This is a genomic window from Marinobacterium halophilum (assembly GCF_003014615.1).
In the GTDB taxonomy this organism is placed as follows: domain Bacteria; phylum Pseudomonadota; class Gammaproteobacteria; order Pseudomonadales; family Balneatricaceae; genus Marinobacterium; species Marinobacterium halophilum.
Genome location: NZ_PYGI01000005.1, coordinates 142,590 through 169,046, shown reverse-complemented (window position 1 = coordinate 169,046; position 26,457 = coordinate 142,590). Strand labels below are relative to the sequence as shown.

Below are 26,457 nucleotides of genomic sequence, written 5' to 3'. Positions count from 1 at the left end.
CGGATGCTGGAACGTTATTCTACTGGAATAACAGCTGAGCTATGTTTGTTAGAAGCTATTGAGCGATATCCACAACAACTAACTCAGACATAGCCTTTTTTATTGTCTGCGCGTTGCTGCTGTATTGGCTCAGAACTGGGCTTTCATTTCCTGGCGTAAGGCGATCGCTTCCTGTTCGCGCTGGTCGAGGCGTGAGCTGGCGGCAGGTGGGAGTCCTTTTGCCTTGCGGGCATATTCAATCTGTTTGAGTGCCCGGTCCAGTTGCGCGGTCAGCATGAAATATTCGATGCGGGCCTCGTGTACCCCCAGTGTATTACCGGCGAGACCTTCGGTTTCGGCCAGTTGAAACCAGAGGAGTGCGTCGGTTGGGTAAGTACGAGTCAGTGACTTGTATTCCCGCAGGGCTTCGTTCAGTTTGCCGTTGCTGCGTAGTGCGCGCGCATGCAGGCTCCGTACTGGGCGGCTGCCAGGGTAGAGGGAAAGCAAATTACGCGTTGCGGCCTCGGCGTCGGCCGGGCGTTCCGATTTCAGCAGTGCTTCGGCGCGGCTTAGCTCGACATAGGGGTGCTGGCGCAAGGATGCAGGCATCTCGGTACGAGTGCGCTCGGCCAGGGGAAAGTCATTATTGGCGATCGCAGCCAACATTAGGCCATAACGGTTGTAGGCAGTAGCATTGGCCTCCAGTGCGTTGCGAAAAACCCTCAATGCGGCATCGGCCGAGTCGGCAAACTGCACATCCATACGGGCCTTGATCAGCGAAAACTCGATGCCGGTTGTGCTGTGCTGCGGACGCGGCATTTGACTGGCGCGGTTGAGTGAGTCGGCAATACGTGATTCGGTCACCGGGTGAGTCAGCAGGAATTCGGGTGGGCGCTGGCCATAGAATTGATAGGTGCGCTGCAGACGGGTAAACATCTGGGGCATGGTATGCGGATCAATGCCGGTATTGACCAGAGTCTGCATGCCGACGCGGTCCGCTTCCTGCTCGTTGCGGCGACTGAAAGCCAGCTGGTTCTGGGTTGTCGCGCCCATGGTGGAAGACAGTACCGCCATGCCGCCTTGGGTATCGGCCGCTGCAACCAGAATACCGGCGAGTACCCCGGCCAGCATTAGTGGGCGGTTGCGGCGTTCTTCCTCCAGGCGTTGGGCGTAATGGCGCTGACTCAAGTGTGCCAATTCGTGCGCGATGACCGATGCCAACTCACCTTCGCTTTCGGCGGCCTGTATAAGGCCGCCATGTACACCGATGACGCCACCGGGTACGGCAAAGGCATTAAAGCTCGGGTTGGCCAGTACGAACAGTTCCAGTCTGCGGTCCTGTACCTGACTGTTGGGCAGTAGTCGCCAGAGCAGGTCTTCGAGATACTGATAGGTGATCGGGTCGTCGAGCATGGGGGCCTGGCCACGCAGAATACGCGCCCAGTTGCGGCCTAGCCGGTATTCGGCGTCCAGGCTGACAATTGAAGAGGTGCCGTCATTGAGCAGTGGCAGGTTATAATTTTCCGTGGCATTGCTGGCTTGATAGGGTAGCAATAGCAGGCCGAGCATAATGATTTTCGCAGCAGTAAACTTGAGCATCTCGAAACGCCTTCCGAATTATCTTGGCATCTGTTTATGGTATATAGTGCTTGCCATTCATGGCCAGTGTTATCGCAGGAGTCGAGCCGATGTTACCTCCCCAGCATGATCAGGAATTGGATGCCAGCGGGCTGAGTTGCCCCATGCCCTTGTTGAAAGCCAAGCTTGCGTTGCATCAACTGTCGCCGGGGCAGGTACTTAAAGTTATAGCAACCGACGCCGGGTCGGTACGTGATTTTCCGGCTTATACTGAAGTGTCGGACCATGAGTTGCTGCATACGTTCAGTAATGAGCAGCATTTCATCTATTGGATTCGGCGTGGTAATAACGCCTAAGGACGGTACATGCGCAAAATATTCCGTAAATGGATTGACCGCTATTTCTCCGATGAAGAAGCGCTGTTTTTGTTTTTATTGCTCAGTGGCGCGCTGCTGGTTATTTGGGTACTTGGTCAGCCTCTGGCGCCGGTGATCGCCAGTATTATTCTGGCATTTCTGATGCAAGGTGTGGTGGATTGGTTGCAGCGGCGGGGTATTGGGCATCTTTTTGCCGTGATCTCGGTGTTTCTGCTTTTTATCGGATTTGTGTCGGCGTTTTTGCTGTTTGTGTTGCCGATCGTGTGGCAGCAGCTGGTAAATCTGTTTAATGAAGCACCGCGCATGGTGGCTGAGGTACAGGCGCTGCTGTTGGTATTGCCGGAGCGTTACCCGGAGCTGGTGTCCGAAACCCAGATACGTGAACTGATCGCTGCCGCCGCCGCTGAGTTGAGTCAGCTGGGGCAGTGGGTACTGACCTTTTCACTCAACTCGATCACCAGCATCGTGACCCTGTTGATTTATGTGGTGCTGGTACCGATTCTGGTGTTCTTTTTCCTCAAGGATGGGCGGCACCTGATGAGCGGCTGGTCAGCCTTGCTGCCTGAAAAGCGGGCAATGATGACCCGGGTCTGGCATGAGATGGACCAGCAGATTGCCAATTACGTGAGGGGAAAGGCGATCGAAATTTTGATTGTCGGTATTATCAGCTATGTAACGTTTGTCTTTTTTGGCATCAACTATGCAGCTCTGCTCGGTATTCTAGTGGGATTGTCGGTGGTGATTCCCTATATTGGTGCCGCGTTGGTAACGCTGCCGGTTATGCTGATTGCACTGTTCCAGTGGGGGTGGGGGACAGACTTCATGTATCTGATGATCGCCTATGGCATCATTCAGGCACTGGACGGCAACGTATTGGTGCCGCTGTTGTTTTCCGAGGCGGTTAATCTGCACCCGGTATCAATTATCGTGGCGGTGTTGGTATTCGGCAGTTTTTGGGGTTTCTGGGGTGTGTTCTTTGCAATTCCGTTGGCAACGCTGGTCAAGGCTATTTTGAGTGCCTGGCCCAAGGCGGCGGAAGAGGTGGAAGCCTCCGCTGTGTGATCAGCGGAGGCCGTGTCTTTAAAGTGCCTTGACGGCTTCAAGTACTTCAGCGACATGTCCCTTGACTTTGACCTTGCGCCATTCCTGGCGCAATACGCCCGCTTTATCGATCAGGAAGGTGCTGCGTTCAACGCCCATATGTTCGCGGCCGTACATTTTTTTCAGTTTGATCACATCAAACAGCTGACAGATGGCTTCGTCCTTGTCGCTGATCAGTTCAAACGGGAAAGACTGTTTACTCTTGAAATTTTCATGGCTGCGCAGACCATCGCGGGATACGCCGAAAATTTCCGTATCAAGAGCCTGAAATTCAGCATACAGGTCACGGAAATCCTGGCCTTCCGTCGTGCAGCCGGGTGTGCTGTCCTTGGGATAGAAATAGATAACCACATTCCTGCCCTTGAGTGCGCTCAGCGTGATGCCGGTGTCGCTGGTTGCGGGGGCGGTGAAATCGGTGACCGGCTGGTCGATGACGGGTGCTGTCATGGTGAAACATCCTCAGTGACTAAAAAGTGATGCGCACTACTACGCGCAAGGTGCAGAATTCGTTTAGAATGATCGGCCTTTACGATATCAAAAAAGTGTCTACTGGTTGAGGCTATCGCCCAGCACCGGTAGCATGATGCAACATGTTGAGAGTTCTCAGACAAATGGAGACAGAGATGATTCGCGGCAGTATTGTAGCGCTCGTGACCCCGATGACAGCCAATGGAGCGATCGATTGGACTGCGCTGGATAAGATAGTGGATCTCCATATCGAGAAGGGTACCGACTCAATTGTTGCCGTTGGCACCACTGGTGAATCACCGACCCTGGATTATGATGAGCACCTGGAAGTCATCAAGGCGATCATCAAGCGTGTGGACGGTCGTATTCCCGTAATTGCGGGTACCGGTGCCAACTCTACCAAGGAAGCGATCGACCTGACGCAGCGTGCCGCCAAGGCTGGCGCGGATGCATGCCTGTTGGTAACACCGTATTACAACAAGCCGACCCAGGAAGGTTTGTATCAGCACTTCAAGGCAATCGCGGACGCGGTCGCTATCCCCCAGATCCTGTACAACGTGCCTGGTCGTACCTCTTGCGATATGTTGCCGGAAACCGTTTACCGTTTGGCCGAGATTGACAACATTGTCGGTATCAAGGAAGCAACGGGCGATCTGGATCGTGCGCGTGAGCTCCTCGCCAATGTGCCGGCTGATTTCGCGGTGTACTCGGGTGACGATGCGACTGCGATCGAATTGATCCTGATGGGCGGCAAAGGCAATATTTCGGTTACAGCCAATGTGGCGCCGGCTGAAATGATCGAACTGTGTCGTCTGGGCCTGGAGGGTGAGACTGAAGCTGCTCGTGCCTTGCAGCAGCGACTGATGCCGTTGCATACCAACCTGTTCGTGGAAGCCAATCCGATTCCGGTCAAGTGGGCTATGTATGACATGAAGTTGATCGACAACGGTATCCGTTTGCCGTTGACGGTCCTGTCTGAGCAGTATCAGGACCTGGTACGTACTTCTTTGCGCGAAGCTGGCATCATCTAACAGGATTTGGCATGACTACACTTCGGACTACCTATCTTCCGCTGGCGCTGGCCGTTTCGGTCGCGCTGACGGGCTGCAGTATGGTTGGCAATAACCCGATCTATGGCGACAACGGCGTGATCCGTGATCGCACTCAGGATTATGAGCTGGCCCAAAAGAGTGATCGGTTGCAGTTGCCTCCACATTTGCGTGCCAAACAGTTGCAGGAGCAGCTGGTTGTGCCCGATGTAGGTGCTACGGCAACCCGCAGCGATAGTGAGTTCGCAGTGCCCCGGCCAGAGTTTTTCTATGCGGAATCGGGCAGCGACAGTGTCAACTTCCGTCGCATTGAAGGCGAAAAAGTCATTCTGGTTGACGAGCCCATTGCTGATGTATGGCTGAAGGCTCAGGACTTCTGGGCCTTCAATGAGATCGATGTGGCTCGTTCAGATCCGCGTCAGGGCGTTATGGAAACCGAATGGATCGTGTTGGACGGCCGCGAATACAGTTTTGCTGATCGCTGGGTCAAGCGTCTGACACTGCAGGATGTTGAGGGCCCTACCCGCAACAAGTTGCGTATGACATTGCGTCCGGACCCTGAAAATTACGGCCGTACTGCCGTGCGGCTCAAGCATGCCCAGTACCCTGAGTCTGCTGATGTCGCTGCCGTTGATTGGGAACGTACAGCGCGTGATGTCGGTTACCAGTCCGACATGATGTTCGAACTGCTGCGCTATCTGAGCAAGGCCAGTTCGCAGCAAAGCGCAAACTCACTGGTTGCATTGCAGCAGCAGCGTGCCGAGCGACCTTTGCTGGGTCGTGATTCCCGTGGCAATCCGGTGCTGAAAATCAATGCACCGATTGATGCCGCCTGGGAGCAGGTGAGTGATGCACTGGATGCAGCCGGTGTTGATGTCGGTACGCGTGACCAGGCCGTCGGTGTCTTCTACATGACCTACACAACGACGACCCCGTTTGATGATACTGAAAAAATGGGGTTCTTCGAATGGCTGCACTCTGATCGCGGTGATATCAAGCTGGATACCAGCATGATCAGTGCGGCGCTGGGGAGTGAAGAAGAGATTGATGGCAAGCGCTACAGCGCTGTCGGTGCGCGTCCGTCTTCCGAGCGTATAGAAGAAGATGGCGAGTTGAGTACCGAATTGTCTGATCCGACCAATATGGCGAACCAGGAAGGCTACAAAATCTGGTTTGGTGGTAAGGTTGTGTATGTATTCGGTAGTGGTGAGCGCGGCAGCTACAATGCCGAAACCGGCAACTATGAGCATACGGGCCGCTATCAGCTTAAAGTGAACAGAACCCGCTCAGGCGTGTTCCTTTCCGTGTACAACGCTGAAGGTCTGGAAGCGCCTGCGGTGATTGCCGAAGAGATTCTTTGGGCGGTTAAGGATCAGCTGCCACAGGCAGACTGAATCAGGAGCCAGCTGCGCAAACAGAAACGGGAGCTTTGGCTCCCGTTTTTTTATATCTGCTCAGAATGGACAGGGAGCTTCAAAGTCGAGCCATTGTCCGCTGACTGGATGGTTCAGTCCTAGCTGTTCGGCATGTAGAAGTAACCGATCGGCACAGCTGCGTGCCGGTTCTGGTGCATAAAAGCGGTCACCGATGATTGGATGGCCGATCGCTTGCATGTGAACACGCAGCTGATGCGAGCGCCCGGTAATAGGATGCAGGTATACACGCGTGCCCTGTTCCAGTGTTTCGATGCGTTCCCACTCGGTTGTGGCGGCTTTGCCATCGACAGGATCGACCATTTGCAGAGGACGATTTTCCCAGTCGCAGCGCAAGGGTAGCTCAATGCGGCCACTGCTCTGTTCGGGAACGCCGGAGATAACCGCCTGATAACGCTTGCTCGGCACTCGACGCTCGAACTGCATGCTCAGGTGGCGATGCGTATCGGCTGTGAGCGCCAGAATCAGCAATCCTGACGTGGCTTGATCCAGGCGATGGACAATGCGCGCCGTGGGGAATCGCTGTTGTACCCTTCGCCACAGGCAGTCCTGCTTGTCTTCGCCACGCCCAGGGACGCTCAACAGTCCGGCTGGCTTGCTGACCACCACGATGCTTTCGTCAGTGTAGATATATTCAGGCATTGCTGCGTTCCAGCAGCAGCATCGATTCAACATGTGCGGTGTGCGGGAACATGTCCATAATGCCGAAACGAGTAACTTTGTAGCCGGCTGCCGTCAGCAGCGGCAGATCTGCCACCAGTGCGGATGGGTTGCAGGAGATGTAGAGTACTTTCTTGGCACCGTAGCCAGTCAGCTGCTTGATCGCTTCACGCGCACCGGTGCGGGGCGGGTCGAGCAGAATAAGATCAAAGCCGCTGCGGAACCAGGCTGCATGACGGAAACTTTCGCTCAGGTCGGCACGATAGAACTGGGCGTTATCCAGTCCGGCCTGTGTTGCATTGTATTGTGCCCGCTGGACCATCTCGGCGGAACCTTCAACGCCGACGACCTGTGCTGCGCTGCGTGCCAGTGGCAGGGTGAAATTGCCCAGTCCACAAAAAAGGTCGAGCACTCGCTGGTCCGGTTGCGGGTCAAGCCATGCAATCGCCTGCTGGATCATGGCACGGTTCACATCCGCATTGACCTGAATGAAATCGGTACTGGTAAAGGCCAGTGCCATGTTGCTGTCAGGGAGTTGGTAGTGGGCGTAACCCTCATCCACGCTGATATCATGGTCTTTAAGGCCAATGACCAGTTTCAGCTGCAGTTGTGTGCTGATTTCCATCAGCCTGGCGTGCAATGCATCGGTTGGCTTGCGGGTGCAGCGGAAGCGGATAAAACCATCGCGATCACCGCAGCTGACATCCACATGGGTCAGGGTGCGGATATCCCCCATGTCGCTGAGTGCCTCGCGCAGCAGTGCAAAGACCGGTTGCAGGCGGGGTGTCAGGACCGGGCAGGTGTCGATGTTGAGCAGCTTGTGACTGCCGCGGCGACGGAAGCCGACCAGCACTTCACCATCCCGTTGGCGCTGATTAATGCCGATGCGGGCGGCGCGGCGATAGCCGCTATCATTGCTGACCAGTGGCAGGGCGATATGCTCGGGTCGCACGTCAGCATAGCGTGAAAGCTGGTCCAGTACCTGCTGCTGCTTGTGCTGGCGCTGCTGCTCAATGTTCAAGTGCTGCAGATCACAGCCCCCGCATTGCCCGTAATGCGCACACAGCGGCTCGGCACGCTCCGGGCTCTCCGTGACGATTTCGATCAGTTCGGCATCATCGTGGCGTTTATGTTGCTGTGTGACCCGTATGCTGGCGGTTTCACCGGGCAGTGCGCCCCCGACAAAGGTGGTTTTGCCATTCACTTGGGCGATGCCACGCCCTTCATGGTTCAGGCGGTCAATCTCGACGGTAACCGGGCCTTGTGCTTCGGGTGTTTTACGTGCGCGTGGAGGCGCACCGAACTGAATTCGTTTTCGACTCATGTCATACTTCCCGCTTGATCAGCCGGCCATTCTAGCAAACTGCCGTCTGTTACGTGAATCAATCGCTGCCAGCTTTAAGGAGTTTTCATGTCTGCGGAGCATCCATTTGCATCCTATGTGCGTATTCTCGGCAAGGGCAAGAAAGGCAGTCGGTCGTTGACCACTGAAGAAGCTGAAACTGCCATGGGGATGATCCTGGATGAGCAGGTACTGCCAGAGCAGCTTGGCGCTTTCTTGATGCTGATTCGGATCAAGGAAGAAGCACCTGAAGAATTGATGGGGTTTGCTCAGGCTGTCCGGGCGCGTCTGCCAGTCCCTGAAAGCTTGAGTGTAGATCTGGATTGGTCCAGCTATGCCGGTAAAAAACGTCGGTTGCCCTGGTTCATGTTGGCAGCTTTTCTGTTGGCACAGCAGGGCGTTCGTATCTTCATGCATGGCGCGCGCGGGCACACGCCGGGGCGTATCTATACCGAGGATTTGTTGGCACAATTTGGTCTGCGCGCTGCTATCAGTTGGCCGCAGGTGAACGAAGATCTTAACGAGCATAGCTTCGCTTTCATGTCGATAGACCGGTTGGTACCCAAGCTTGGTCAGCTGATTGCACTGCGTCCGATTCTGGGGCTGCGTTCACCTGTACATACGCTGTGCCGATTGCTGAATCCATTATCGGCGGATTGTTGTGTGGATGGTGTTTTTCATCCGCCCTATGCGCCGATGCATCAACGTACGGCGCAGCTGCTGGGAACGCAATACAGTCTGACCATCCGGGGTGACGGGGGCGAGGCTGAAATGAAGCCGGATTCCGACTCTGAACTGCACTGGGTATGCTCCGGCTCGCTTTCGGAAGAGTTCTGGCCTCGCCTGTATCCGCAGCGGTTGGTGCGGGAAGATGCGCTGGATCCGGCCGACATGCTACGGCTGTGGCGCGGGGACGTTGAGCATGCCTATGGTGAAGGTGCGGTGATCAGCACTTTGGCGGCGGTGTTGCGTCTGTTGGCGAAAGGCGAAGAGCGACCTGCGCAGGAATGGATGCAGACCGCCAGGCATCTTTGGGAACAGCGAAACAAGCAGGCATTCTGATTAATATCCGATCAATTTACTCGGGATTGTTTTGGGTGTATGCTGAAAAATCTGAAATACAGGATTTGCACAAGGTTGGGTTATGACAATTACGGTTACCGAATCTGCTGAACGTTATTTGGCAGAGCTGCTTGAAAAACAAAACGTTGAAGGCATTGCAGTCCGCTTGTTCGTGACGCAGCCGGGCACTGCCTATGCTGAAACCTGTCTGGCTTATTGTCGTCCTGATGAGGTTAATGCAGAAGACGAAGTCATGGATATGGAATTGCTGCGTTTTTATATGGAACGTAATAGTCTGCCATATCTGGATGAAGCGCATATCGATTTTGCTGAAGATCGCATGGGCGGACAGTTGACCATAAAGGCGCCGAATGCCAAAGTGCCAAAAGTGTCTCCGGACAGTCCGATGGACGAGCAGATCAATTATATCCTCTACTCTGAAGTCAATCCGGGCCTTGCTTCCCATGGTGGTGAAGTGAAATTGACCGAGCTGGTCGAGGAAGAGGCCGGCATGATTGCCATATTACGTTTCGGTGGTGGGTGCCAGGGCTGTAGTGCTGTGGATATGACTTTGAAAGATGGTGTTGAAAAAACGCTGATCGAACGTGTGCCCGGTCTGGCCGGCGTGCGTGATGTGACCGATCACAGCGTACGTGAAAACGCCTATTTCAAGTAATACCAGCCGCAATAACCCCTCCGGAGGAGGTATTATCCTCCTCCGACCCCGCCCCAGCAGTGTTTTCAGTGAAAAAGCCGTTTTAACCGGTTGTAATTACTGGATTCAACCCCATTGAAGACATATCTGACATTTTTCCAAGTTGCGCTGTAAGTGAATAGCGCCCTGTAAAGAGGCACTCCATCATGGATCAATTTGAAGCAAAAGATGACGCCGTGACCGTCGAGCTTCCGGTACTGCCGCTGCGCGATGTGGTGGTCTATCCCAACATGGTGATCCCGCTGTTTGTCGGCCGCGAGAAGTCCATCCATGCGTTGGAATTGGCGATGGCGAGTGATAAGCAGATTCTGCTGGTGGCGCAGAAGAGTGCTTCTGAAGATGAGCCGACCTCGGCGGACCTGTTTTCAGTAGGTTGTGTTGCCAATGTTTTGCAGATGCTGAAGCTGCCGGACGGTACGGTGAAAGTGCTGGTTGAGGGTGATTACCGTGCACATATCAGCGAACTGACTGAAGAAGCCGAAAGCTTCAGTGCCCGCGTAAGTGTGCTACCGGTCGAGACGGTCAGCAGCACCGAAGCAGAGGTATATAAAAAGACGGCACTCGACCAGTTCGAACGTTTTGCCCAGGTGAACAAGAAAATTCCGTCCGAAGTGTTGGGTTCACTGCAGAATATCGAAGAGATTGGTCGTCTGGCTGACACTATTGCAGCGCACATGGCGCTGAAACTGGACGAAAAACAGAACATTCTCGAGATGCTGAGTGCCCGTCAGCGTCTTGAACACCTGATGTCGCTGATGGAAGCCGAAATCGACCTGGTTGAAGTCGAAAAGCGGATCCGTGGGCGGGTCAAGAAGCAGATGGAAAAGAGTCAGCGCGAGTACTATCTGAACGAGCAGATGAAAGCGATTCAGAAAGAACTTGGCGATATGGATGAAACCGGCGCTTCCGATATGGAAGAGCTGATGAGCCGTATTGAAGCCGCGGGTATGCCGCAGGAAGCATTGGAGAAGACTCTGAGCGAGTACAACAAGCTCAAGATGATGTCACCAATGAGTGCTGAAGCAACTGTGGTGCGTGGTTATATCGACTGGATGCTACAGATCCCCTGGGTCAAGCGTTCTCGTGTACGTCTCGATATGAAACATGCGGAAAAGATTCTCAATGAAGATCATCACGGCCTGGAAGAAGTAAAGGACCGTATCCTTGAGTATTTGGCTGTGCAGAAGCGCGTCAAGAAGCTCAAGGGACCGATTCTGTGTCTGGTTGGACCGCCGGGGGTGGGTAAAACATCACTGGGTCGTTCCATTGCGCGTGCCACCAATCGCAAGTATGTGCGCATGGCGTTGGGTGGAGTACGTGATGAGGCCGAGATCCGTGGTCACCGTCGTACCTATATCGGCTCAATGCCGGGCAAATTGATTCAGAAGATGTCTCGCATCGGGGTGAAGAACCCGCTGTTCCTGCTCGATGAGATCGATAAAATGGGCATGGATCAGCGCGGTGACCCTGCATCGGCTTTGCTTGAGGTGCTGGACCCGGAACAGAATAGTAGCTTCAACGATCACTATCTTGAAGTCGATTACGACCTGTCGGATGTGATGTTTGTTTGTACCTCCAACTCGATGAACATTCCGGGCCCCTTGCTGGACCGTATGGAAATCATCCGTATTCCGGGGTACACCGAAGACGAAAAACTTAATATTGCGCGCAAGTACCTGATTACCAAACAGTTGAAAAACAACGGTATCAAGTCGACAGAGCTTGAAATAACCGATGAAGCAGTACTTGAGCTGATTCGTTATTACACTCGTGAAGCTGGGGTGCGTGGCCTGGAGCGTGAAATTGCCAAGATTGCCCGTAAGGTTGTGCGTGAGTTGGCACTGGAACGCAAGGGTGATGTGATCCGCGTGACCGCTGATGAGATTGAGCACTACAACGGCGTCAAAAAATTCAACTTTGGCATGGCTGAAGAGCAGGATCAGGTTGGTCAGGTTACCGGTCTGGCCTGGACACAGGTTGGCGGTGATATTCTTACTATTGAATCTGCCGTGGTACCGGGCAAGGGTCGTCAGATCCACACCGGTTCACTGGGCGATGTGATGAAAGAGTCAATCCAGGCGGCGATGACGGTTGTACGCAGTCGTGCGCGGTCGCTGGGTGTGGCTCCTGATTTCCACGAGAAGCGCGATATCCATATCCATGTTCCTGAGGGAGCTACACCGAAAGATGGCCCCAGCGCCGGTATTGGCATGTGTACGGCGATGGTATCGGCATTGACGGGTGTTCCGGTGCGTTCCGATGTTGCCATGACTGGTGAAATCACGCTTCGAGGACAGGTGTTGGCGATCGGTGGCCTAAAGGAAAAACTGCTGGCGGCACACCGTGGCGGTATTCGTACGGTGATCATTCCTGAGGAAAATACCCGCGATCTGAAGGAAATTCCCGACAACATCAAGGCAGATCTGGATATTCGACCCGTGAAGTGGATTGATGAAGTGTTGGATATTGCACTGGCCTATCAGCCGAAGCCGTTGCCTGAACCTGAGGCAGAACCGGCAGCGAGTGAGGCGAAGAATGGGCACAAGGGTTCAGGTCAGCTAAGTACGCATTAACGCAAAGCCCCAGCAGAAAAGGGCTGCAGCCAGTTGACACCGGTTTCGGGCAGTTGGTATAAAGTTGCAACTATGCGCTGGGCAACGACAACGGATAGAACTAGACAACGATTCTACAAGGGGAACACTGTGAATAAATCTGAACTGATTGACGCTATTGCCGCTTCGGCTGACCTTCCTAAGGCTGCAGCTGGTCGCGCACTGGATGCCACTCTGGAAGCAGTTACTGAAGCACTGCAGAGCGGCGAGTCTGTTGCTCTTGTTGGTTTTGGTACTTTTGCGACCAAAGAACGTGCAGCGCGTACTGGCCGCAACCCGCAGACAGGTAACCCGATTGAAATCGCAGCAGCAACTCTGCCGACGTTCAAGCCGGGCAAGGCACTGAAAGACGCGGTCAACAAGTAATAGGGCTGAAGTCCTGATTGCGACGGAGCGGTAGTTCAGTTGGTTAGAATACCTGCCTGTCACGCAGGGGGTCGCGGGTTCGAGTCCCGTCCGTTCCGCCAACTTCCGATCATGTCCCATAGTCTATCGGGATTTTTAACGTGATCTGAAAAAGCGCATTCAGCCGAATGCGCTTTTTTTATAACAGAATCAGAGTGTACGCATACAATGCTTCAAACCATCAGGGAAAATTCACAGGGGATCATAGCCAAGGCGATCGTTGGCCTGATCATCGTCACCTTTGCGCTCTTCGGTGTTGAGTCGCTGATCGGCCTGGCCAACAGTGAAAAGGCACCGGCAGAGGTTAACGGAGAAGAGATCAGCACAATGGATCTGCAGCGCGGAGTCGAATTGCAACGTCGTCAGATTCTTTCTCAGATGGGTGAAAACGCAGACCCGGCCGCCATTGATGAGGTCGGCTTGCGTCGTGTTGAGCTGAATCGTCTGATCGAGCAGCAGGTTTTGCTACAGTCGGCACAGGATCAGGGTCTGTACGTCTCTGAGCAGATGATTGACCAGTTGATTGTTGCGGAGCCCGCCTTTCAGGGTGAAGACGGCCGTTTTGACCGTAACCAGTTTGAAGCCGTATTGCGTAACCAGGGTCTGACGCCGCTCATGTATCGTGATCAGTTGCGCAAGGCGCTGTTGACTGCGCAGGAGCGTGGAGCCTATTACCTTTCAGCCTTTGCCACTCCGGCGCAAGCGGAGCAGTTGGCGCTGCTGGCAGCCCAGACGCGTGATATTGACTGGGTTCGTTTTGCATTTGATGATGCCCTGGCAGAGATTGAAATCACGCCTGAGCAGTTGCAGGAACGCTACGACGCCGAGCGCGAGCGTTTCATGACCGATGCCCAGGTTGTGCTGTCGTATGTTGAACTGAATCAGGCCGATTTTGCTGATCCAAACAGTGTCAGCGAAGCGGATCTGCGCAGCGCCTATGAGCAGGAGCTGGTTCGCTTCAGTGCAGAGGAGGAGCGTCGTGCCGCGCATATTCTGTTTACATTGGATGACGCATCAGAGGCTGATGTCCGCAAACTGGTCGCTGACGTCCGGGCACGCATTGTGGCTGGTGATTTGAGCTTTGCCGAGGCGGCTGCGCAGTATTCAGACGATCCGGGGTCTGCTGCGGTCGGTGGCGATTTGGGCTTCAATGGTCGTGGTGTTTTTGCCGGACCTTTTGAAGATACGCTGTTTGCCATGCAGGCGGGTGAGTTGTCTGAGCCGGTACGCAGCAAATTTGGCTACCACCTGATCCAGTTGGACGAAGTGCGAGCCACCGAGCCGCCGAGTTTTGCCGAGCGCAAGCCGGTGCTGCAGGCTGAACTGGCTGCGTCTGCTGCGGAAGCAAACTATGTTGAGGCTCTGGAACGTCTTGCAGATTTGAGTTTCTCGTCTGCCGACCTACAGGTGCCGGCGGAAGAGCTGGGTCTGGAGATCAAACAGACGGAAGCCTTCGCGCAGAGTGGTGGCGCCAGTGACATTACGACCAATGCCAAGGTGTTGCGTGTTGCGTTCAGCACGGAGCTGTTGGATGAAGCACTCAATAGTGCGCCAGTGGAGCTAAGTCGTGAGCGTGCGGTTGTGGTGCGAGTGCATGAAGCAATTCCTGCCCGTCAGCAGTCGCTGGAAGAAGTGCGGGTTCAGCTGGATGCCGAGTTGCGTCAGGAACTCGCTGCGTCACGTTTGAAAGAGCGTACCGATGCACTGGCAGAGAAATTGGTGCAGGGCGAACCTCTTGAGCAGCTGGTTGCGGGTTTGCAGTGGAATGTGGCAGATGATGTGGCGCGTGATGCTGGCAGCATGCCGCTGGAAGTGAACCGTGCTGCGTTCGAGATGCCGCGTCCAGCCGGTGACAAGGCTAGTATCAAGTCGATCGCAATGCAGAATGGTGATCATCTGCTGGTGCGCGTACGCGCAGTGCATACCCCGGAGCAGGTTGATGAGCAACTGGTCGAGCAACTGCAGCAGTCGCTGATTGGGCGTGAAGCCAACTTCTCCTATGGTGCTCATGTTCAGGGTCTGAAAGCATCGGCTGAGATCGAGCGGAACTGATCCTGATTTTCGCCGCTCTGTACTCTGTATGGGGCGGTGAAATGAAGGTATTAAAAAGGGCTGACGATTGAATCGTCAGCCCTTTTTTGTGGTGCGGCTTCAGGATGCGGGTTGAAGCCATTCATCCAGTGCCAGCAGGTCATCCGGGTTCAGTGTGCCCAGTTGTAACTTGAAGCGAAACAGAGTGGAAACGTGGTTGAAGCGCGCGTTGGCATAGTCCAGGCGTGCCTGATACAGCGCCTGTTCGGCCTGCAGTACATCGACCACGTTGCGGGTGCCAACGTTGAAACCTTCTTCAGTGGCACGCAGAGCGGTTTCCCGTGATTTGATGCTCTGCAGGCGTGCTTTCACGCTCTGTACACTGGTTAGCAAATCGCGCAACAGCGAACGTGTCTGCTCAGTAACTGCGCGATACTGGTCTTCACGGTTGTACTGGGCGGCATACAGACCTTGCTCGGCTTCGCGTACTTTAGAGCTGGTAGCGCCGCCAGAGAAGACAGGTACGCTCAGCGTCAATGCAACCTGGCTGTTGTCGTCCCATTGGCCGCTGCTCGGCTGGAATTCATTTTCACTGTAACCGTAGGCCGCTTCCAGATTGACCTTGGGATGGTGGCCTGAGCGGGCGATCTGGGTATCGCGGCGGCTGCTTTCGACACCGAGCTCGCTCAGTTTGAGTGCGAGGTTGCCGGTACGTGCCTTTTCCAGCCAGGCGGCTGGGTCGTTAGGTGACAGGGCTTCGATCGGGTAGTCTTCACGCAGGGGATCTACGGTATCAAAAGTCTGGCCAGCCAAACGATTCAGTGCCTCATAGCTGTTGGCCAGTGCGCCTTCGGCATCAATACGCTGGACGACTGCATTATCGAACGAGGCCTGGGCTTCCTGCACGTCGGTAATGGCGATCAGGCCAACATCAAACTGGGCATTGACCTGGTCCAGGCGGCGTTGTAGCGCGCGTTCCTGTGCCTGTGCCGTATCCAGAGCACTCATTGCGTTGAGCACGCCAAGATAGGCGTTAACTGAACGTTGGATCAGCTGTTGCTGGGCGAGATCGAACTGAATCTGCGCCTGTTCACTGATTACTTTGCTTTTTTGAAAGCCGAACCATTTGCTGGTATCAAACACGGGCTGTACCAGAGAGACCTGCCAGGCACGGTCTTTGGCGGACTGGTTCAGTGCGCCACTGTCGGAGTGGGTGTAACTGCCTCCGGCATTGATTTGTGGCAGCAGGCCGGCGCGGCCCTGTGGAACCGCCTCCTGACCTGCCAGATAGGTAGCCTCAGCCGCCTTAAGCTGCGGATCGTTCTTGAGTGACAGTTGGTACAGATCGGCCAGCGCAGCCGCCTGAGCGGTTGACGTTGCCATGGCACCGGCCACGAGCAGGGGGATCAGTCGTTTTTTCATCTGTTTCACGTGTGCGCTTCCCTTATCGATGTGCAGGATCAGGCTCGACCTGACGGAAGTTGCGTTTACCAAAATAGCTGTAGACGGTGGGGATCACAAACAGAGTCAGCAGCGTACCAAACAGCATACCGCCAACAATGACCCAACCGATCTGTTGTCGGGATTCGGCCCCGGCACCCATCGCCATTGCCAGAGGCAGTGCGCCAAGAACCGTTGCGCCTGTCGTCATCAGGATCGGACGCAAGCGCAGGGCTGCTGCTTCAACAATAGCATCGTTCAGTGCAGCACCGCGGTCCTGCAGCTGATTGGCAAATTCGATGATCAGAATGCCATGCTTGGTGACCAGGCCGACGAGTGTGATCAGGCCAATCTGGCTATAGATGCTCAGTGAGCCGCCGCTGTAATGCAGCGCCAGTAATGCACCTGCCAGTGCAGGGGGTACCGATAGCATGATGATCAAAGGATTCTTGAAGCTTTCGAACTGAGCCGCGAGCACCAGGAAGATGAATATCAGCGCCAGGCCGAACGTCATCTGCAGGGTGTTGCTGGATTCATTGAACTCGCGGGATTGGCCAGCGTAGTCATAAAGAGCATCCGGTGCGACTTCCTTGAGGCTCTGTTCCATGAAGGTCAAGGCTTCGCCCAGGCTGTAGCCAGGCGCAAGCATGGCCTGAATTTTCACGGCTTTGAGTTTGTCAAAGTGGTTCAGTTCCTTGGCGGTGATGCTTTCTTCCACGGTAACCAGGTTCGCCAGCTGAATCATGTCACCGCTATCGCCGCGAACATAGGCATCGGTCAGGTCACCAGGAACGCGACGATACTGATCCTCGACCTGCAGGATGACGTCATACTGCTCGCCTTGCTGTTTGTAGCGGGTCAATTCGCGGCCGGCCATGAAGGTTTCCAGGGTGCGGCCAAGGACATTGACGTTGATTCCGACGTCCGACACCTTGTCGCGGTCCAGCGTTACGATCAGCTCCGGCTTGTTCAGCTTAAGGTCGGTATCCGGTTGGGCAAGACCCGGATTTTGCGCCATTTTGGCCAACATCTGGTCGGTAATGATCGCCAGTTGGTCATAGTCCGCGGTGGTTTTGATGATGAACTCGACGGGGCGCGAGATGATGCTCTGCCCCAGTGATGGCGGATTCATGGCGAAACTCATATTGCCGGTGACGCCGCCATAAAGCTGTGGTGTCAGGCTATTGGTGATGGCCTGTTGCTTGCGTTCACGTGCGTCCCAGTCTTGCAGGCCAAGGAACGTCAGCGAGTTGGTTTCACTAGGGAAACCAACCACGCCAAAGTAATGTGTACCTTCAGGTACCTGGCCGACAATGTCTTCTACCTGGCGTGCGTAACGATCAACATAGTTGACTGATGCGCCTTCGGGCGAGATCGAAAAGGTCATGATGGTGCCACGATCTTCAACCGGTGCCAGTTCCTGTGGCAGTTGCTGGTAAAAATAGGCGGCACCGAGTGCGCTGGCACCCAGCAGGGCGACTGCCAGCAAGCGTGAGCGCAACACCTTGACCAGGATGCGCTGATAAAAGGCGCTCAAGCTGTTGAGCCAGCCTTCGATCAGGTTGAATAGAGCGCTGTGGCGTTTTTCGTGATGCAGCAAACGTGAGCTGAGCATCGGTGACAGCGACAGCGCAATGAAGGTGGACACCAGTACGGAACCTGCCAGCGTGAGGGCAAACTCGGTGAATAGCTGGCCGGTACGGCCGGTGGAAAAGGCGACGGGTACGAATACGGCAACCAGTGTGGCGGTGGTAGCAATAACGGCGAAGCCGATCTCGCGTGCGCCCTTGAAGGCAGCCTGTATCGGGTCCAGCCCGGCTTCGACATGGCGGTAAATATTCTCCAGCATGACGATGGCGTCATCCACCACCAGGCCGATTGCCAGCACCAGTGCCAGCAGCGTAAGGGTGTTGATGGAAAACCCCAGTAGCGACATCATGGCAAACGCACCGATCAGCGACAAGGGAATGGTCACGACCGGAATCAATGTGGCCTTGATGTTGCGCAGGAAGAAGAAAATCACCAGTACGACCAGTACGCCGGCCTGCCAAAGTGTTGTGAAGACGGAGTCGATCGACTCTTCAATGAACAGTGATGAGTCGTAACCGATCTGGGCGCTCATGCCCGGCGGCAGGTTCTGGTCGATCTGCTCCAGCATGGTGCGCACGCCAGCGGATACGTCCAGTGGGTTGGCGGTGGACTGCTTGATAACGCCCAGTGCAACGGCGTTGTCACCATTAAAACGGGCCGTGTTGCGCTCGGATGCCGGGGCGATTTCAACGCGTGCGACATCGCTGATACGTACCGGGTAGCCGTTGTCGTTGCGAATAATGATACGTTCGAACTCGGGTACGGTATTGAGATCCGTTTGCGTCAGCACCGTGAATTCGCGTTCGCGACTCTCGATGCGCCCCGCAGGGATCTCTACGTTCTGAGCACTCAGTGCGGACTCGATATCCTGCGGCACAATGTTGTAAGCCGCCATTTTCTGCGGGTCGAGCCAGATGCGCATGGCGTAGCGGCGTTCACCAACAATCATCACGCTGGCCACGCCCGGCACGGTCTGCAGCGGATCCTGAACCCGGTTCTCGGCGTAGTCGGTGACCTCCATGGTCGTATGGCTGTCTGAGGAGAGAGCGATCCAGATAATGGGCTGGGCATCCGCTTCGGATTTGGCCACCACCGGCTCTTCTATATCGTCAGGCAGTTGCCCGCGTACACGGCCAACACGGTCGCGGACCTCACTGGCGGCGTCATCCGGGTCGCGTTCCAGGCGGAAGGTCACTGAAATCTGACTCTTCTCCGAACGACTGATCGAGCTGATGAAATCGATCCCTTCTATACCGGAGAGCGAGTCTTCAATAATTTTGGTGACCTGTGATTCGATAATGGACGCACTGGCACCCGGGTAGACGGTCTCCACCGAAACTACAGGGACATCGATCTTCGGGTATTCGCGCACGCTCAGACGGTCGTAAGCTATCAGGCCGACCAGCAGGATGAGCAGGCTCATCACCGTGGCCAGTACGGGGCGCTTGATACTGATTTCGGACAGAATCATGCGCCATTGCCTTCAGTGCTGACGGGCTGGGGAAAGATCGGTGTGACAGGCATGCCCGGACGCAGCTTCATGTGCCCTGCAGTGACGACGACGGCACCGGGCTTGAGGCCTGATAGAATCTGCACTTCACCGAAGCGGCGTGCGCCTGTTGTGACCGGCACCAGTTCAACCTGGTTGTTGACACCGACACGCATGACCAGAGTTTCTTTGCCCTGCAGAATAAGGGCCTGTTCCGGCATGATCAACGCCTGTTCGTTACGTGCGGTCAGTACCTGAATGCGTGTAAACAGGCCGGGGCGCAGCGTGCTTTCCGGGTTGGGTACACGGGCGCGAATGCTGATGTTGTGACTTTCAGGATTTGCGCTGGGGGCGATCGCATAGATCTCGCCGGTAAATGTCTGCTTGTTCAGGGCATCGACAGCCAGAGTGATCGGTTGACCGGTGCGCAGTTGCTGCAGATGGCGTTCGGGAATGCTGAACTCGACTTTCAGGCTGGACAGATCCGTCAGTTCAACCAGTGGCTGGCCGGCGACTACAAAATCGCCCGGGCTGGCCCTGCGCAAGCCGATCGTACCTGAGAAGGGTGCGCCAATGGTCATTTTGTCCAGACGCGTGTGTGCCAGAGCGACTTCGGCTTCGTCCACCCGCAATTGTGCGAGTCGGGTGTCGTGTTCCGTCTGTGAGCCGACTCGCTTCTCTAGCAGGCTGGCAGCACGTTCATATTCGAGCTGGCTCAATCGGGCGCGTGCCTTGGCCTGTGCCAATGCTGCGTCGTACAGTGCGCCGTCGAGTCTGAACATTGGGCTGCCTGCTGTGATCTGCTGGCCCTCCATGAACAGGATCTCACTGATGCGTCCGCTTTGTTCCGGACTGATCATGACCGACTCGTTGGCCTGAAGTACGCCTACAGCGGTCAGCTGTTGTTCGAACACCACAGGGGTGAGTTTTACTACTTCAGCGGGCAGGCCGGCCGTCGTTTCGGGTTGAGCTTCCTCGGCGATTGCGCTGGGGGAAGTCAACGCGCAGGCCAATATGAATACAGATATCCTTTTCATGCTTCACTCTTTGTGGGGGATAAGGGTGATTGGGGCGGTAACAGGTGTTGCCACAGCATATCGAGCGCTTGATATAACGGCTCGCGGCTGTTTTCGGTTTTCATGCGCAAAAGGGCACCTTGCCAGTAGTCCCAAATCAGCCGTGAGAGCTGTTCGGGCGCAAGGTCGGTACGGACGCTGCCTTCGTCCTGGCACAGCCGCATATCATCGGTAATGACGCTTAGTACGCGGCTGATGGCATTGCGGATTGCGGCTCGAAAGGAGTCTGACGCCAGTGCCATTTCACCAGAGAGGTTTGCCAGCAGGCAGCCGAGGCGCTCATTGGTCATGCTGAACTCTTCGGTCAGGCGGCGCATCATGGTTTGCAGCTTGTCAGCGTGTCGACCTTCCAGTTGGCCATACTCGGCCTTCCAGAGATCAAGCTCCAGTACCTGGTAATGTTCAATCACTTCGATGGCAAAGGCTTCCTTGCCGTTGAAATAATTGTAGAAAGAGCCGCGTGACACGGCACAGGCCTCAAGAATCATGCTCAGGCTGGTGCCGTGATAACCGTGTAGCTGGAACAGGGAATTACCGATTTCCAGTAGGGCTTCGCGACAGTGAGTCGGTGGTCTGCCTCTGCTCATCTAATTAAACCATTCGTTCCAGAAAGCGAGCATTGTGCCCTAATGGAACGATCGGTTCAATAATGGATGTAGACTAAAGACGTATCAGCCGGTTCGCTTATCCTGTTGCAAGCGACTATCGGCAAGCAGGAGCAGTTCATCGCCGCTGCCATTGACTTCATCGAGTTTGGCCAAGCCAACACTGGCATTGAAAGGATGCCCCAGCTGTTCGCTCATGCTGCGGTTAATCTGTTGCAGGCGATCCATGATCGGTGGCGGATGCGAGCCTGCCGGCAGCAAGAGTACAAATTCGTCACCGCCGAAGCGGAACAGCTGATCGTTGGGGCGGCAGACATGGCGGAGCTTGTCGGCAAAGGCGCAGAGTACGCGATCACCTTCCTGTTGTCCGAGTCGGGTGTTGATCTCGGACAGGGCGTCGATATCGATCAGGGCCAGGAGGTAGTCCTTGCCGTTGCGGTAGTGCTGTTCGCTGGTGGTCAGTGCGTGGTCGAGGGCGTCGCGCAAGGGCAAGCCGGTCAGTCTGTCCTGTATGAATGAGGCAGCAGGCGGCTCTTTACTCTCGGCAGACGGTGACCAGGCGCTGACCAGGTCCGCGCATAATTGCAGTAGATGAATACTGTCCGCCATGCTGGTCTGTGGGCCGGGTCCCCAAACAGCCAAATGTCCGATGGGCTGTCCGTTGGCATTATCGATGCGCTGTCCCAACCAGATGCCTTGCTCAGGCAATAGCGGGTCATGTGTGTCTTCAGCTTCCCACTCCTGTACCCGAGTGCCGGTCTGGGCGTCGTCATAGAGGGGGGCTGCCAGACTGTGCTTCATTTTCAGTGTGCGCGGTGGTTGCTGTTGTCCATCACTCCAGTGACCGACCAGTGATAGCTGCCCATCGTGCAGGTGCTTGCAAGCGGCGGCGGACTGCCATTGCAACAGTTCGGCGAGAATTTGCGGCAACGCGAAGAAGGGGTCAGTGCCGTGCTGCAACTGTGGCAACAGTGCCTGCATCAGTTGGCGCTGTTGAGCGGGAGCTCGGTGACCGCTGGCAATGACCAGGGTGTGGTCGTCGGCGGTCAGGCGCTCAAACAGCATGCCGTGGCAGACCAAAAGTTCATCGTGGCCATGTTGGCCCCAGTGTTCAATCTGTTGCCGTTCAGGTTTGGCCAATGTATCAAAGGCGGAGTTGTGCCACTGGATGCTGTTGTCCGTGAGCAGGAGAGCAGGCGTGGCGGTGGTGGAGAGCAGTTTGGTCAGGGCGCGGGTTTTCATGGGTGGGTGTTTCGGTCAGATAAAAAAACGCCCCGGTCAGGCCGGGGCGTATGTTGATCAAGCGTCGAGTGCGGCCTTGATGCGACTTATCGCTGATTCCAGCACATTGAGGCTGGTGGCGAAGGATAGGCGCATATTGCCGGGCGTGCCAAATGCGGATCCCGGCACCAGGGCAACGCCGGCTTCCTGAAGCAGGAACTCGGCCAGAGCAATATCGTCTTCGAACTCTGGGCGCGAATCGATCACGGCATGGAAGCTTGGGAACGCGTAAAAGGTACCGTCGGCTTCGATGCAGTCAACACCTTCAATTTCGTTCAGCGCCTTGATCACGAAGTCATGGCGTTGCTTGAACGCGCTGACCATCATGTGGACGCAGTCCTGAGGCCCTTCCAGTGCTGCCTGAGCTGCCACCTGTGCGATGGAGTTCGGGTTGGAGGTGCTCTGTGACTGGATCTTTTTCATTGCGCCGATCAGCTTTGCCGGACCTGCCGCGTAACCGATACGCCAGCCGGTCATGGAGTAAGCCTTGGATACGCCATTCAAAACGATGGTGCGGTCATACAGTTCTGGGCAAGCGTTCAGGATGTTGCAGAACGGCTGCTCGGTGAACAGGATATGCTCGTACATGTCGTCGGTGGCGACCAGTACATCGGGGTACTTATTCAGTACTTCACCCAATGCCTTCAGTTCATCCAGTGTATAGGCCACGCCTGACGGGTTGGACGGGCTGTTCAGCACGACCAGGCGGGTCTTGTCGGTGATTGCGTCGTCCAGCTGCTCAGGCGTAATCTTGAAACGCTGTTCCTGAGCGGTGGTGATGATCACCGGCTTGCCTTCGGCAACCAGTACCATGTCCGGGTAAGAAACCCAGTACGGTGCTGGGATAACCACTTCATCACCCGGGTTCAGCAATGCCAGCGCCAGGTTGAAGAAGCTTTGTTTGCCGCCACTGGACACCAAAATCTGATTGGCTGCGTATTGGAAACCGTTCTCACGCTCGAATTTGGCAATGATTGCCTTCTTCAGCGCCGGTGTTCCGTCTACCGCCGTGTATTTGGTGAAGCCATCCTGAATCGCTTTGGTGGCAGCGGCCTTGATGTGTTCAGGGGTGTCGAAATCAGGTTCACCGGCACCCAGGCCAATAATATCGTTGCCTTCGGCACGCAGTTCGGCAGCACGATTGGTGACTGCCAGTGTCGGGGAAGGTTTGATGCTGTTAACGCGGTTGGAAAGTCGCACGTCCAAGCCTTGGTCCTCTCTATATTCCGGTGCAAGGTATCCATCAATGCATAGCCAAACGAGCATACAACATAAATGTCCGGGTCTAAATGCTTGAATACTAAAAAAGCCAGTCTCCCCCGTGTATTAGGTGCGATTCTCGATTTCTGCGTACCGGTCAACAGGGTATACTGACCGGTCATCTGCGATAACGGTGCCATGATGAAACAACGGTTCAAAGTTCAGTCGGCGTTTGCCCCGGCCGGTGATCAACCCGCCGCCATCGAAAAGCTTGTAGACGGTCTGGAATCAGGGCTTGCGGCACAAACGCTGCTCGGCGTGACCGGGTCGGGCAAGACCTTTACCATTGCCAATGTTGTGGCGGCGATTCAGCGTCCCACAATTATCATGGCACATAACAAGACGTTGGCAGCACAACTCTATGGCGAGTTTCGGGAATTTTTCCCGGATAACGCTGTGGAATACTTTGTTTCATATTACGACTATTACCAGCCGGAAGCCTATGTGCCGTCATCGGACACCTTCATTGAGAAGGATGCCTCGATTAATGACCATATTGAGCAGATGCGCCTGTCAGCAACCAAGGCTTTGCTGGAACGTGATGATGCGATTATCGTGGCCACGGTTTCGGCGATTTATGGTTTGGGTGACCCGCAATCCTACCTGTCGATGATGTTGCATCTGGATCGCGGTGACGTAATTGATCAGCGCGACCTGGTGCGTCGATTGGCCGAATTGCAGTACACACGCAATGATATCGAGTTTCATCGCGGCACCTACCGGGTACGTGGTGATGTGATCGATGTGTTTCCCGCAGAATCGGAAAAAGAAGCGGTTCGCATTGAGCTGTTTGGTGATGAAGTCGATCAGATTTCATGGTTCGACCCTCTGACCGGGGAAGTGTTGCGCAAGGTGCCGCGGGCGACGATCTACCCCAAAACGCACTATGTCACTCCGCGGGAGACCCTGCTGCAGGCAACCGAGCACATCAAGGATGAGCTGCGCCTGCGCTTGGACCAGTTGCGTGAGAACGGCAAACTGGTCGAGGCGCAGCGGCTGGAGCAGCGAACACTGTACGATATCGAGATGATCCACGAGCTGGGTTATTGCTCCGGCATTGAAAACTACTCGCGTTATCTTTCTGGTCGTGATCCGGGCGCGCCGCCGCCGACGCTGTTTGACTATCTGCCGGACGACGCCTTGCTGGTGATTGATGAATCCCACGTCACCGTGCCGCAGATCGGCGCCATGTATAAAGGTGACCGTTCCCGTAAGGAAACGCTGGTGGAATATGGTTTCCGTCTGCCGTCTGCGCTGGACAACCGGCCGATGAAGTTCGAGGAGTGGGAGCGTCAGTCGCCGCAGATGGTGTTCGTGTCGGCGACGCCGAGCAAGTATGAAGCGGCCAATGCGCAGCAGATTGTTGAGCAGGTTGTGCGCCCGACGGGTCTTGTTGACCCTGAAGTGGAGGTGCGCCCGGCCACGACCCAGGTTGATGACCTGTTGAGTGAAATCAACAAGGTCGTTGTCCGTGATGAGCGGGTGATCGTGACCGTGTTGACCAAACGCATGGCGGAAGATCTGACCGATTATCTGGCCGAGCATAATGTACGTGTGCGTTACCTGCATTCGGATATCGATACGGTTGAGCGTGTAGAGATCATCCGTGATCTGCGTATCGGTGAATTCGATGTCCTGGTGGGTATCAACTTGCTGCGTGAAGGTATCGATATGCCAGAGGTGGCGCTGGTTGCGATTCTGGACGCCGACAAGGAGGGCTTCCTGCGCTCCGAGACGTCCATGATTCAGACGATCGGACGGGCGGCGCGCAACGTCAACGGCCGGGCAATTTTGTATGCTGACAGGATGACCGGGTCGATGCAGCGGGCGATTGACGAGACCACCCGCCGTCGGGAAAAACAGGTGGCGTTCAACGCCGAGCATGGCATTACCCCGAAGGGTATTCGCAAGTCGGTTGCCGATATTATGGAAGGTGCTCAGCAGATACCGGGTAAGCGCAGCCGCAATGCAATGCGCAAGGTGGCAGAGGCGGAACCGGAGTATGTAGTGGATGCGACGACGCTGTCGCCGGTTGAACTGGCGAAGGCGATCAATCGGCTTGAGGATCAGATGTATGAAGCGGCCAAGAATCTGGAGTTCGAGAAGGCCGCAGGCTACCGCGACACATTGGAACAACTGAAGCACAGTGGCTAAGGAGTAGATCATGCTGGAGTGGAGTGTATTGCTGGTAGCCGGTTATCTGGCGGGGGTATTGAATGCGATTGCAGGCGGTGGCTCCTTTCTTACCTTTCCCGCTCTGGTGTGGGCTGGAGTCCCTCCGATCATCGCTAATGCTACCAGTGCGGTTGCGGTATTACCCGGCTATTTGGGCGGGGCTGCCGGTTTTCGTCGCGAGCTGGGTGAGCTGAGTCGCCGTCAGCATGTTCAGATGTCACTGGTTGGGTTGGCCGGCGGGCTGTGTGGCGGATTGCTGCTGCTGATCACCCCGGCAGAGCTGTTTTCACAAGTGGTGCCATTGCTTTTGCTGCTGGCGACGCTGATGTTTGCCTTTGGTCAGCAGCTGCTGGCGCGGGTGCGTAAAAGTGAACATCCGTTACCGCTGTTGCCCGGTTTGTTTGTCGTGGCGCTCTATGGCGGCTATTTTAATGGTGGGTTGGGCATTATGCTGCTGGCGATGTTGGCTGCCGCCGGAATGACCAGCATGTTGTTGATGAACGGCCTCAAGAATTGGATTTCGTTCGTTATTTCGCTGATTTCGGTGATCGCCTTCGCTGTTGCCGGCAAGGTGCTTTGGCTGGAAGCTGTGGTAATGATGTTGGCGGCAACGGCGGGTGGTTATCAGGGGGCGGCGTTGTCGCGCCGCTTGCCGGCTCGCTGGGTCAAGATTTTTGTGGTGCTGGTGGGTCTGGTCATGACCGTCATCTTTTTTGTCCGTGCCTGACG

General features: G+C 55.4%; 21 protein-coding genes and 1 tRNA gene. 12 read left to right on the top strand and 10 right to left on the bottom strand.

Going from position 1 to position 26,457, the window contains the following annotated elements; translation table 11 throughout:
- Positions 1-129: 129 nt before the first annotated feature.
- Entirely contained in the window at positions 130-1,578 is a 1,449-nt protein-coding gene (locus CLV44_RS05160) for a M48 family metalloprotease (protein ID WP_170069266.1), read from the bottom strand.
- An 89-nt stretch (positions 1,579-1,667) separates the two neighbouring features.
- On the opposite strand from CLV44_RS05160, the gene CLV44_RS05155 reads away from it, so the two are divergent.
- Both CLV44_RS05155 and CLV44_RS05150 read left to right on the top strand, forming a co-directional pair.
- Positions 1,668-1,913, top strand: coding sequence for a sulfurtransferase TusA family protein (locus CLV44_RS05155; RefSeq protein WP_106591042.1), 246 nt, complete (start codon positions 1,668-1,670; stop codon positions 1,911-1,913).
- A 9-nt stretch (positions 1,914-1,922) separates the two neighbouring features.
- Positions 1,923-2,996, top strand: a complete 1,074-nt coding sequence (locus CLV44_RS05150; protein WP_106591041.1) for an AI-2E family transporter — start codon at positions 1,923-1,925, stop codon at positions 2,994-2,996.
- 18 nt (positions 2,997-3,014) lie between these two features.
- On the opposite strand, the gene CLV44_RS05145 is transcribed toward CLV44_RS05150, so the two are convergent.
- Positions 3,015-3,482, bottom strand: coding sequence for a peroxiredoxin (locus CLV44_RS05145; protein WP_106591040.1), 468 nt, complete (start codon positions 3,480-3,482; stop codon positions 3,015-3,017).
- Between the two features lie 176 nt (positions 3,483-3,658).
- On the opposite strand from CLV44_RS05145, the gene dapA reads away from it, so the two are divergent.
- Both dapA and bamC read left to right on the top strand, forming a co-directional pair.
- Positions 3,659-4,534, top strand: a complete 876-nt coding sequence (gene dapA / locus CLV44_RS05140; RefSeq protein ID WP_106591039.1) for a 4-hydroxy-tetrahydrodipicolinate synthase — start codon at positions 3,659-3,661, stop codon at positions 4,532-4,534.
- Between the two features lie 11 nt (positions 4,535-4,545).
- Positions 4,546-5,946 (top strand): outer membrane protein assembly factor BamC, encoded by a 1,401-nt coding sequence (gene bamC, locus CLV44_RS05135; RefSeq protein ID WP_106591038.1) that lies wholly within the window; start codon positions 4,546-4,548, stop codon positions 5,944-5,946.
- Between the two features lie 60 nt (positions 5,947-6,006).
- Here bamC and CLV44_RS05130 read toward each other — a convergent pair whose 3' ends face one another.
- Entirely contained in the window at positions 6,007-6,627 is a 621-nt protein-coding gene (locus tag CLV44_RS05130; RefSeq protein ID WP_106591037.1) for an RluA family pseudouridine synthase, read from the bottom strand.
- Entirely contained in the window at positions 6,620-7,969 is a 1,350-nt protein-coding gene (gene rlmD / locus CLV44_RS05125; protein WP_106591036.1) for a 23S rRNA (uracil(1939)-C(5))-methyltransferase RlmD, read from the bottom strand. The genes CLV44_RS05130 and rlmD overlap by 8 nt, the downstream gene beginning before the upstream one ends.
- An 87-nt stretch (positions 7,970-8,056) precedes the next feature.
- On the opposite strand from rlmD, the gene CLV44_RS05120 reads away from it, so the two are divergent.
- The 6 genes from CLV44_RS05120 to CLV44_RS05095 all read left to right on the top strand — a co-directional run bounded on the left by CLV44_RS05120 (position 8,057) and on the right by CLV44_RS05095 (position 14,833).
- Positions 8,057-9,049, top strand: coding sequence for a glycosyl transferase family protein (locus CLV44_RS05120; RefSeq protein ID WP_106591035.1), 993 nt, complete (start codon positions 8,057-8,059; stop codon positions 9,047-9,049).
- Between the two features lie 82 nt (positions 9,050-9,131).
- The gene (gene nfuA, locus CLV44_RS05115) at positions 9,132-9,725 is read left to right on the top strand and encodes a Fe-S biogenesis protein NfuA (RefSeq protein WP_106591034.1); all 594 of its coding nucleotides are present in this window, start codon (positions 9,132-9,134) and stop codon (positions 9,723-9,725) included.
- A 185-nt stretch (positions 9,726-9,910) separates the two neighbouring features.
- Positions 9,911-12,337 (top strand): endopeptidase La, encoded by a 2,427-nt coding sequence (lon, locus tag CLV44_RS05110; RefSeq protein WP_106591033.1) that lies wholly within the window; start codon positions 9,911-9,913, stop codon positions 12,335-12,337.
- A gap of 72 nt (positions 12,338-12,409) precedes the next feature.
- Entirely contained in the window at positions 12,410-12,742 is a 333-nt protein-coding gene (locus CLV44_RS05105) for an HU family DNA-binding protein (RefSeq protein ID WP_170069265.1), read from the top strand.
- Positions 12,743-12,766: 24 nt separating this feature from the next.
- Positions 12,767-12,843 (top strand) — tRNA-Asp (locus CLV44_RS05100).
- A 106-nt stretch (positions 12,844-12,949) separates the two neighbouring features.
- The gene (locus CLV44_RS05095; RefSeq protein WP_106591031.1) at positions 12,950-14,833 is read left to right on the top strand and encodes a SurA N-terminal domain-containing protein; all 1,884 of its coding nucleotides are present in this window, start codon (positions 12,950-12,952) and stop codon (positions 14,831-14,833) included.
- Positions 14,834-14,932: 99 nt separating this feature from the next.
- Here CLV44_RS05095 and CLV44_RS05090 read toward each other — a convergent pair whose 3' ends face one another.
- The 6 genes from CLV44_RS05090 to CLV44_RS05065 form a co-directional block, all read right to left on the bottom strand.
- Positions 14,933-16,234 carry a TolC family outer membrane protein gene (locus tag CLV44_RS05090; protein WP_245912610.1) on the bottom strand — a complete coding sequence of 434 codons (1,302 nt, stop codon included), beginning with the start codon at positions 16,232-16,234 and terminating at the stop codon, positions 14,933-14,935.
- Positions 16,235-16,256: 22 nt separating this feature from the next.
- Positions 16,257-19,313, bottom strand: coding sequence for an efflux RND transporter permease subunit (locus CLV44_RS05085; RefSeq protein WP_106591029.1), 3,057 nt, complete (start codon positions 19,311-19,313; stop codon positions 16,257-16,259).
- Positions 19,310-20,368, bottom strand: coding sequence for an efflux RND transporter periplasmic adaptor subunit (locus CLV44_RS05080; protein ID WP_106591028.1), 1,059 nt, complete (start codon positions 20,366-20,368; stop codon positions 19,310-19,312). The genes CLV44_RS05085 and CLV44_RS05080 overlap by 4 nt, the downstream gene beginning before the upstream one ends.
- On the bottom strand, positions 20,365-20,994 hold the full coding sequence (locus tag CLV44_RS05075) for a TetR/AcrR family transcriptional regulator (protein WP_106591027.1): 630 nt from the start codon (positions 20,992-20,994) through the stop codon (positions 20,365-20,367). The genes CLV44_RS05080 and CLV44_RS05075 overlap by 4 nt, the downstream gene beginning before the upstream one ends.
- 84 nt (positions 20,995-21,078) lie before the next feature.
- Entirely contained in the window at positions 21,079-22,254 is a 1,176-nt protein-coding gene (locus CLV44_RS05070) for a GGDEF domain-containing protein (protein ID WP_106591026.1), read from the bottom strand.
- 57 nt (positions 22,255-22,311) lie between these two features.
- Positions 22,312-23,499 carry a pyridoxal phosphate-dependent aminotransferase gene (locus CLV44_RS05065; RefSeq protein WP_106591025.1) on the bottom strand — a complete coding sequence of 396 codons (1,188 nt, stop codon included), beginning with the start codon at positions 23,497-23,499 and terminating at the stop codon, positions 22,312-22,314.
- Between the two features lie 195 nt (positions 23,500-23,694).
- Here CLV44_RS05065 and uvrB point away from each other — a divergent pair, with 195 nt between their 5' ends.
- Positions 23,695-25,707 (top strand): excinuclease ABC subunit UvrB, encoded by a 2,013-nt coding sequence (gene uvrB / locus CLV44_RS05060; protein WP_106591024.1) that lies wholly within the window; start codon positions 23,695-23,697, stop codon positions 25,705-25,707.
- Positions 25,708-25,717: 10 nt separating this feature from the next.
- Positions 25,718-26,455: a sulfite exporter TauE/SafE family protein gene (locus CLV44_RS05055; protein WP_106591023.1), complete on the top strand. Its 738-nt coding sequence runs from the start codon at positions 25,718-25,720 to the stop codon at positions 26,453-26,455.
- The last annotated feature ends 2 nt before the right edge of the window (positions 26,456-26,457 follow it).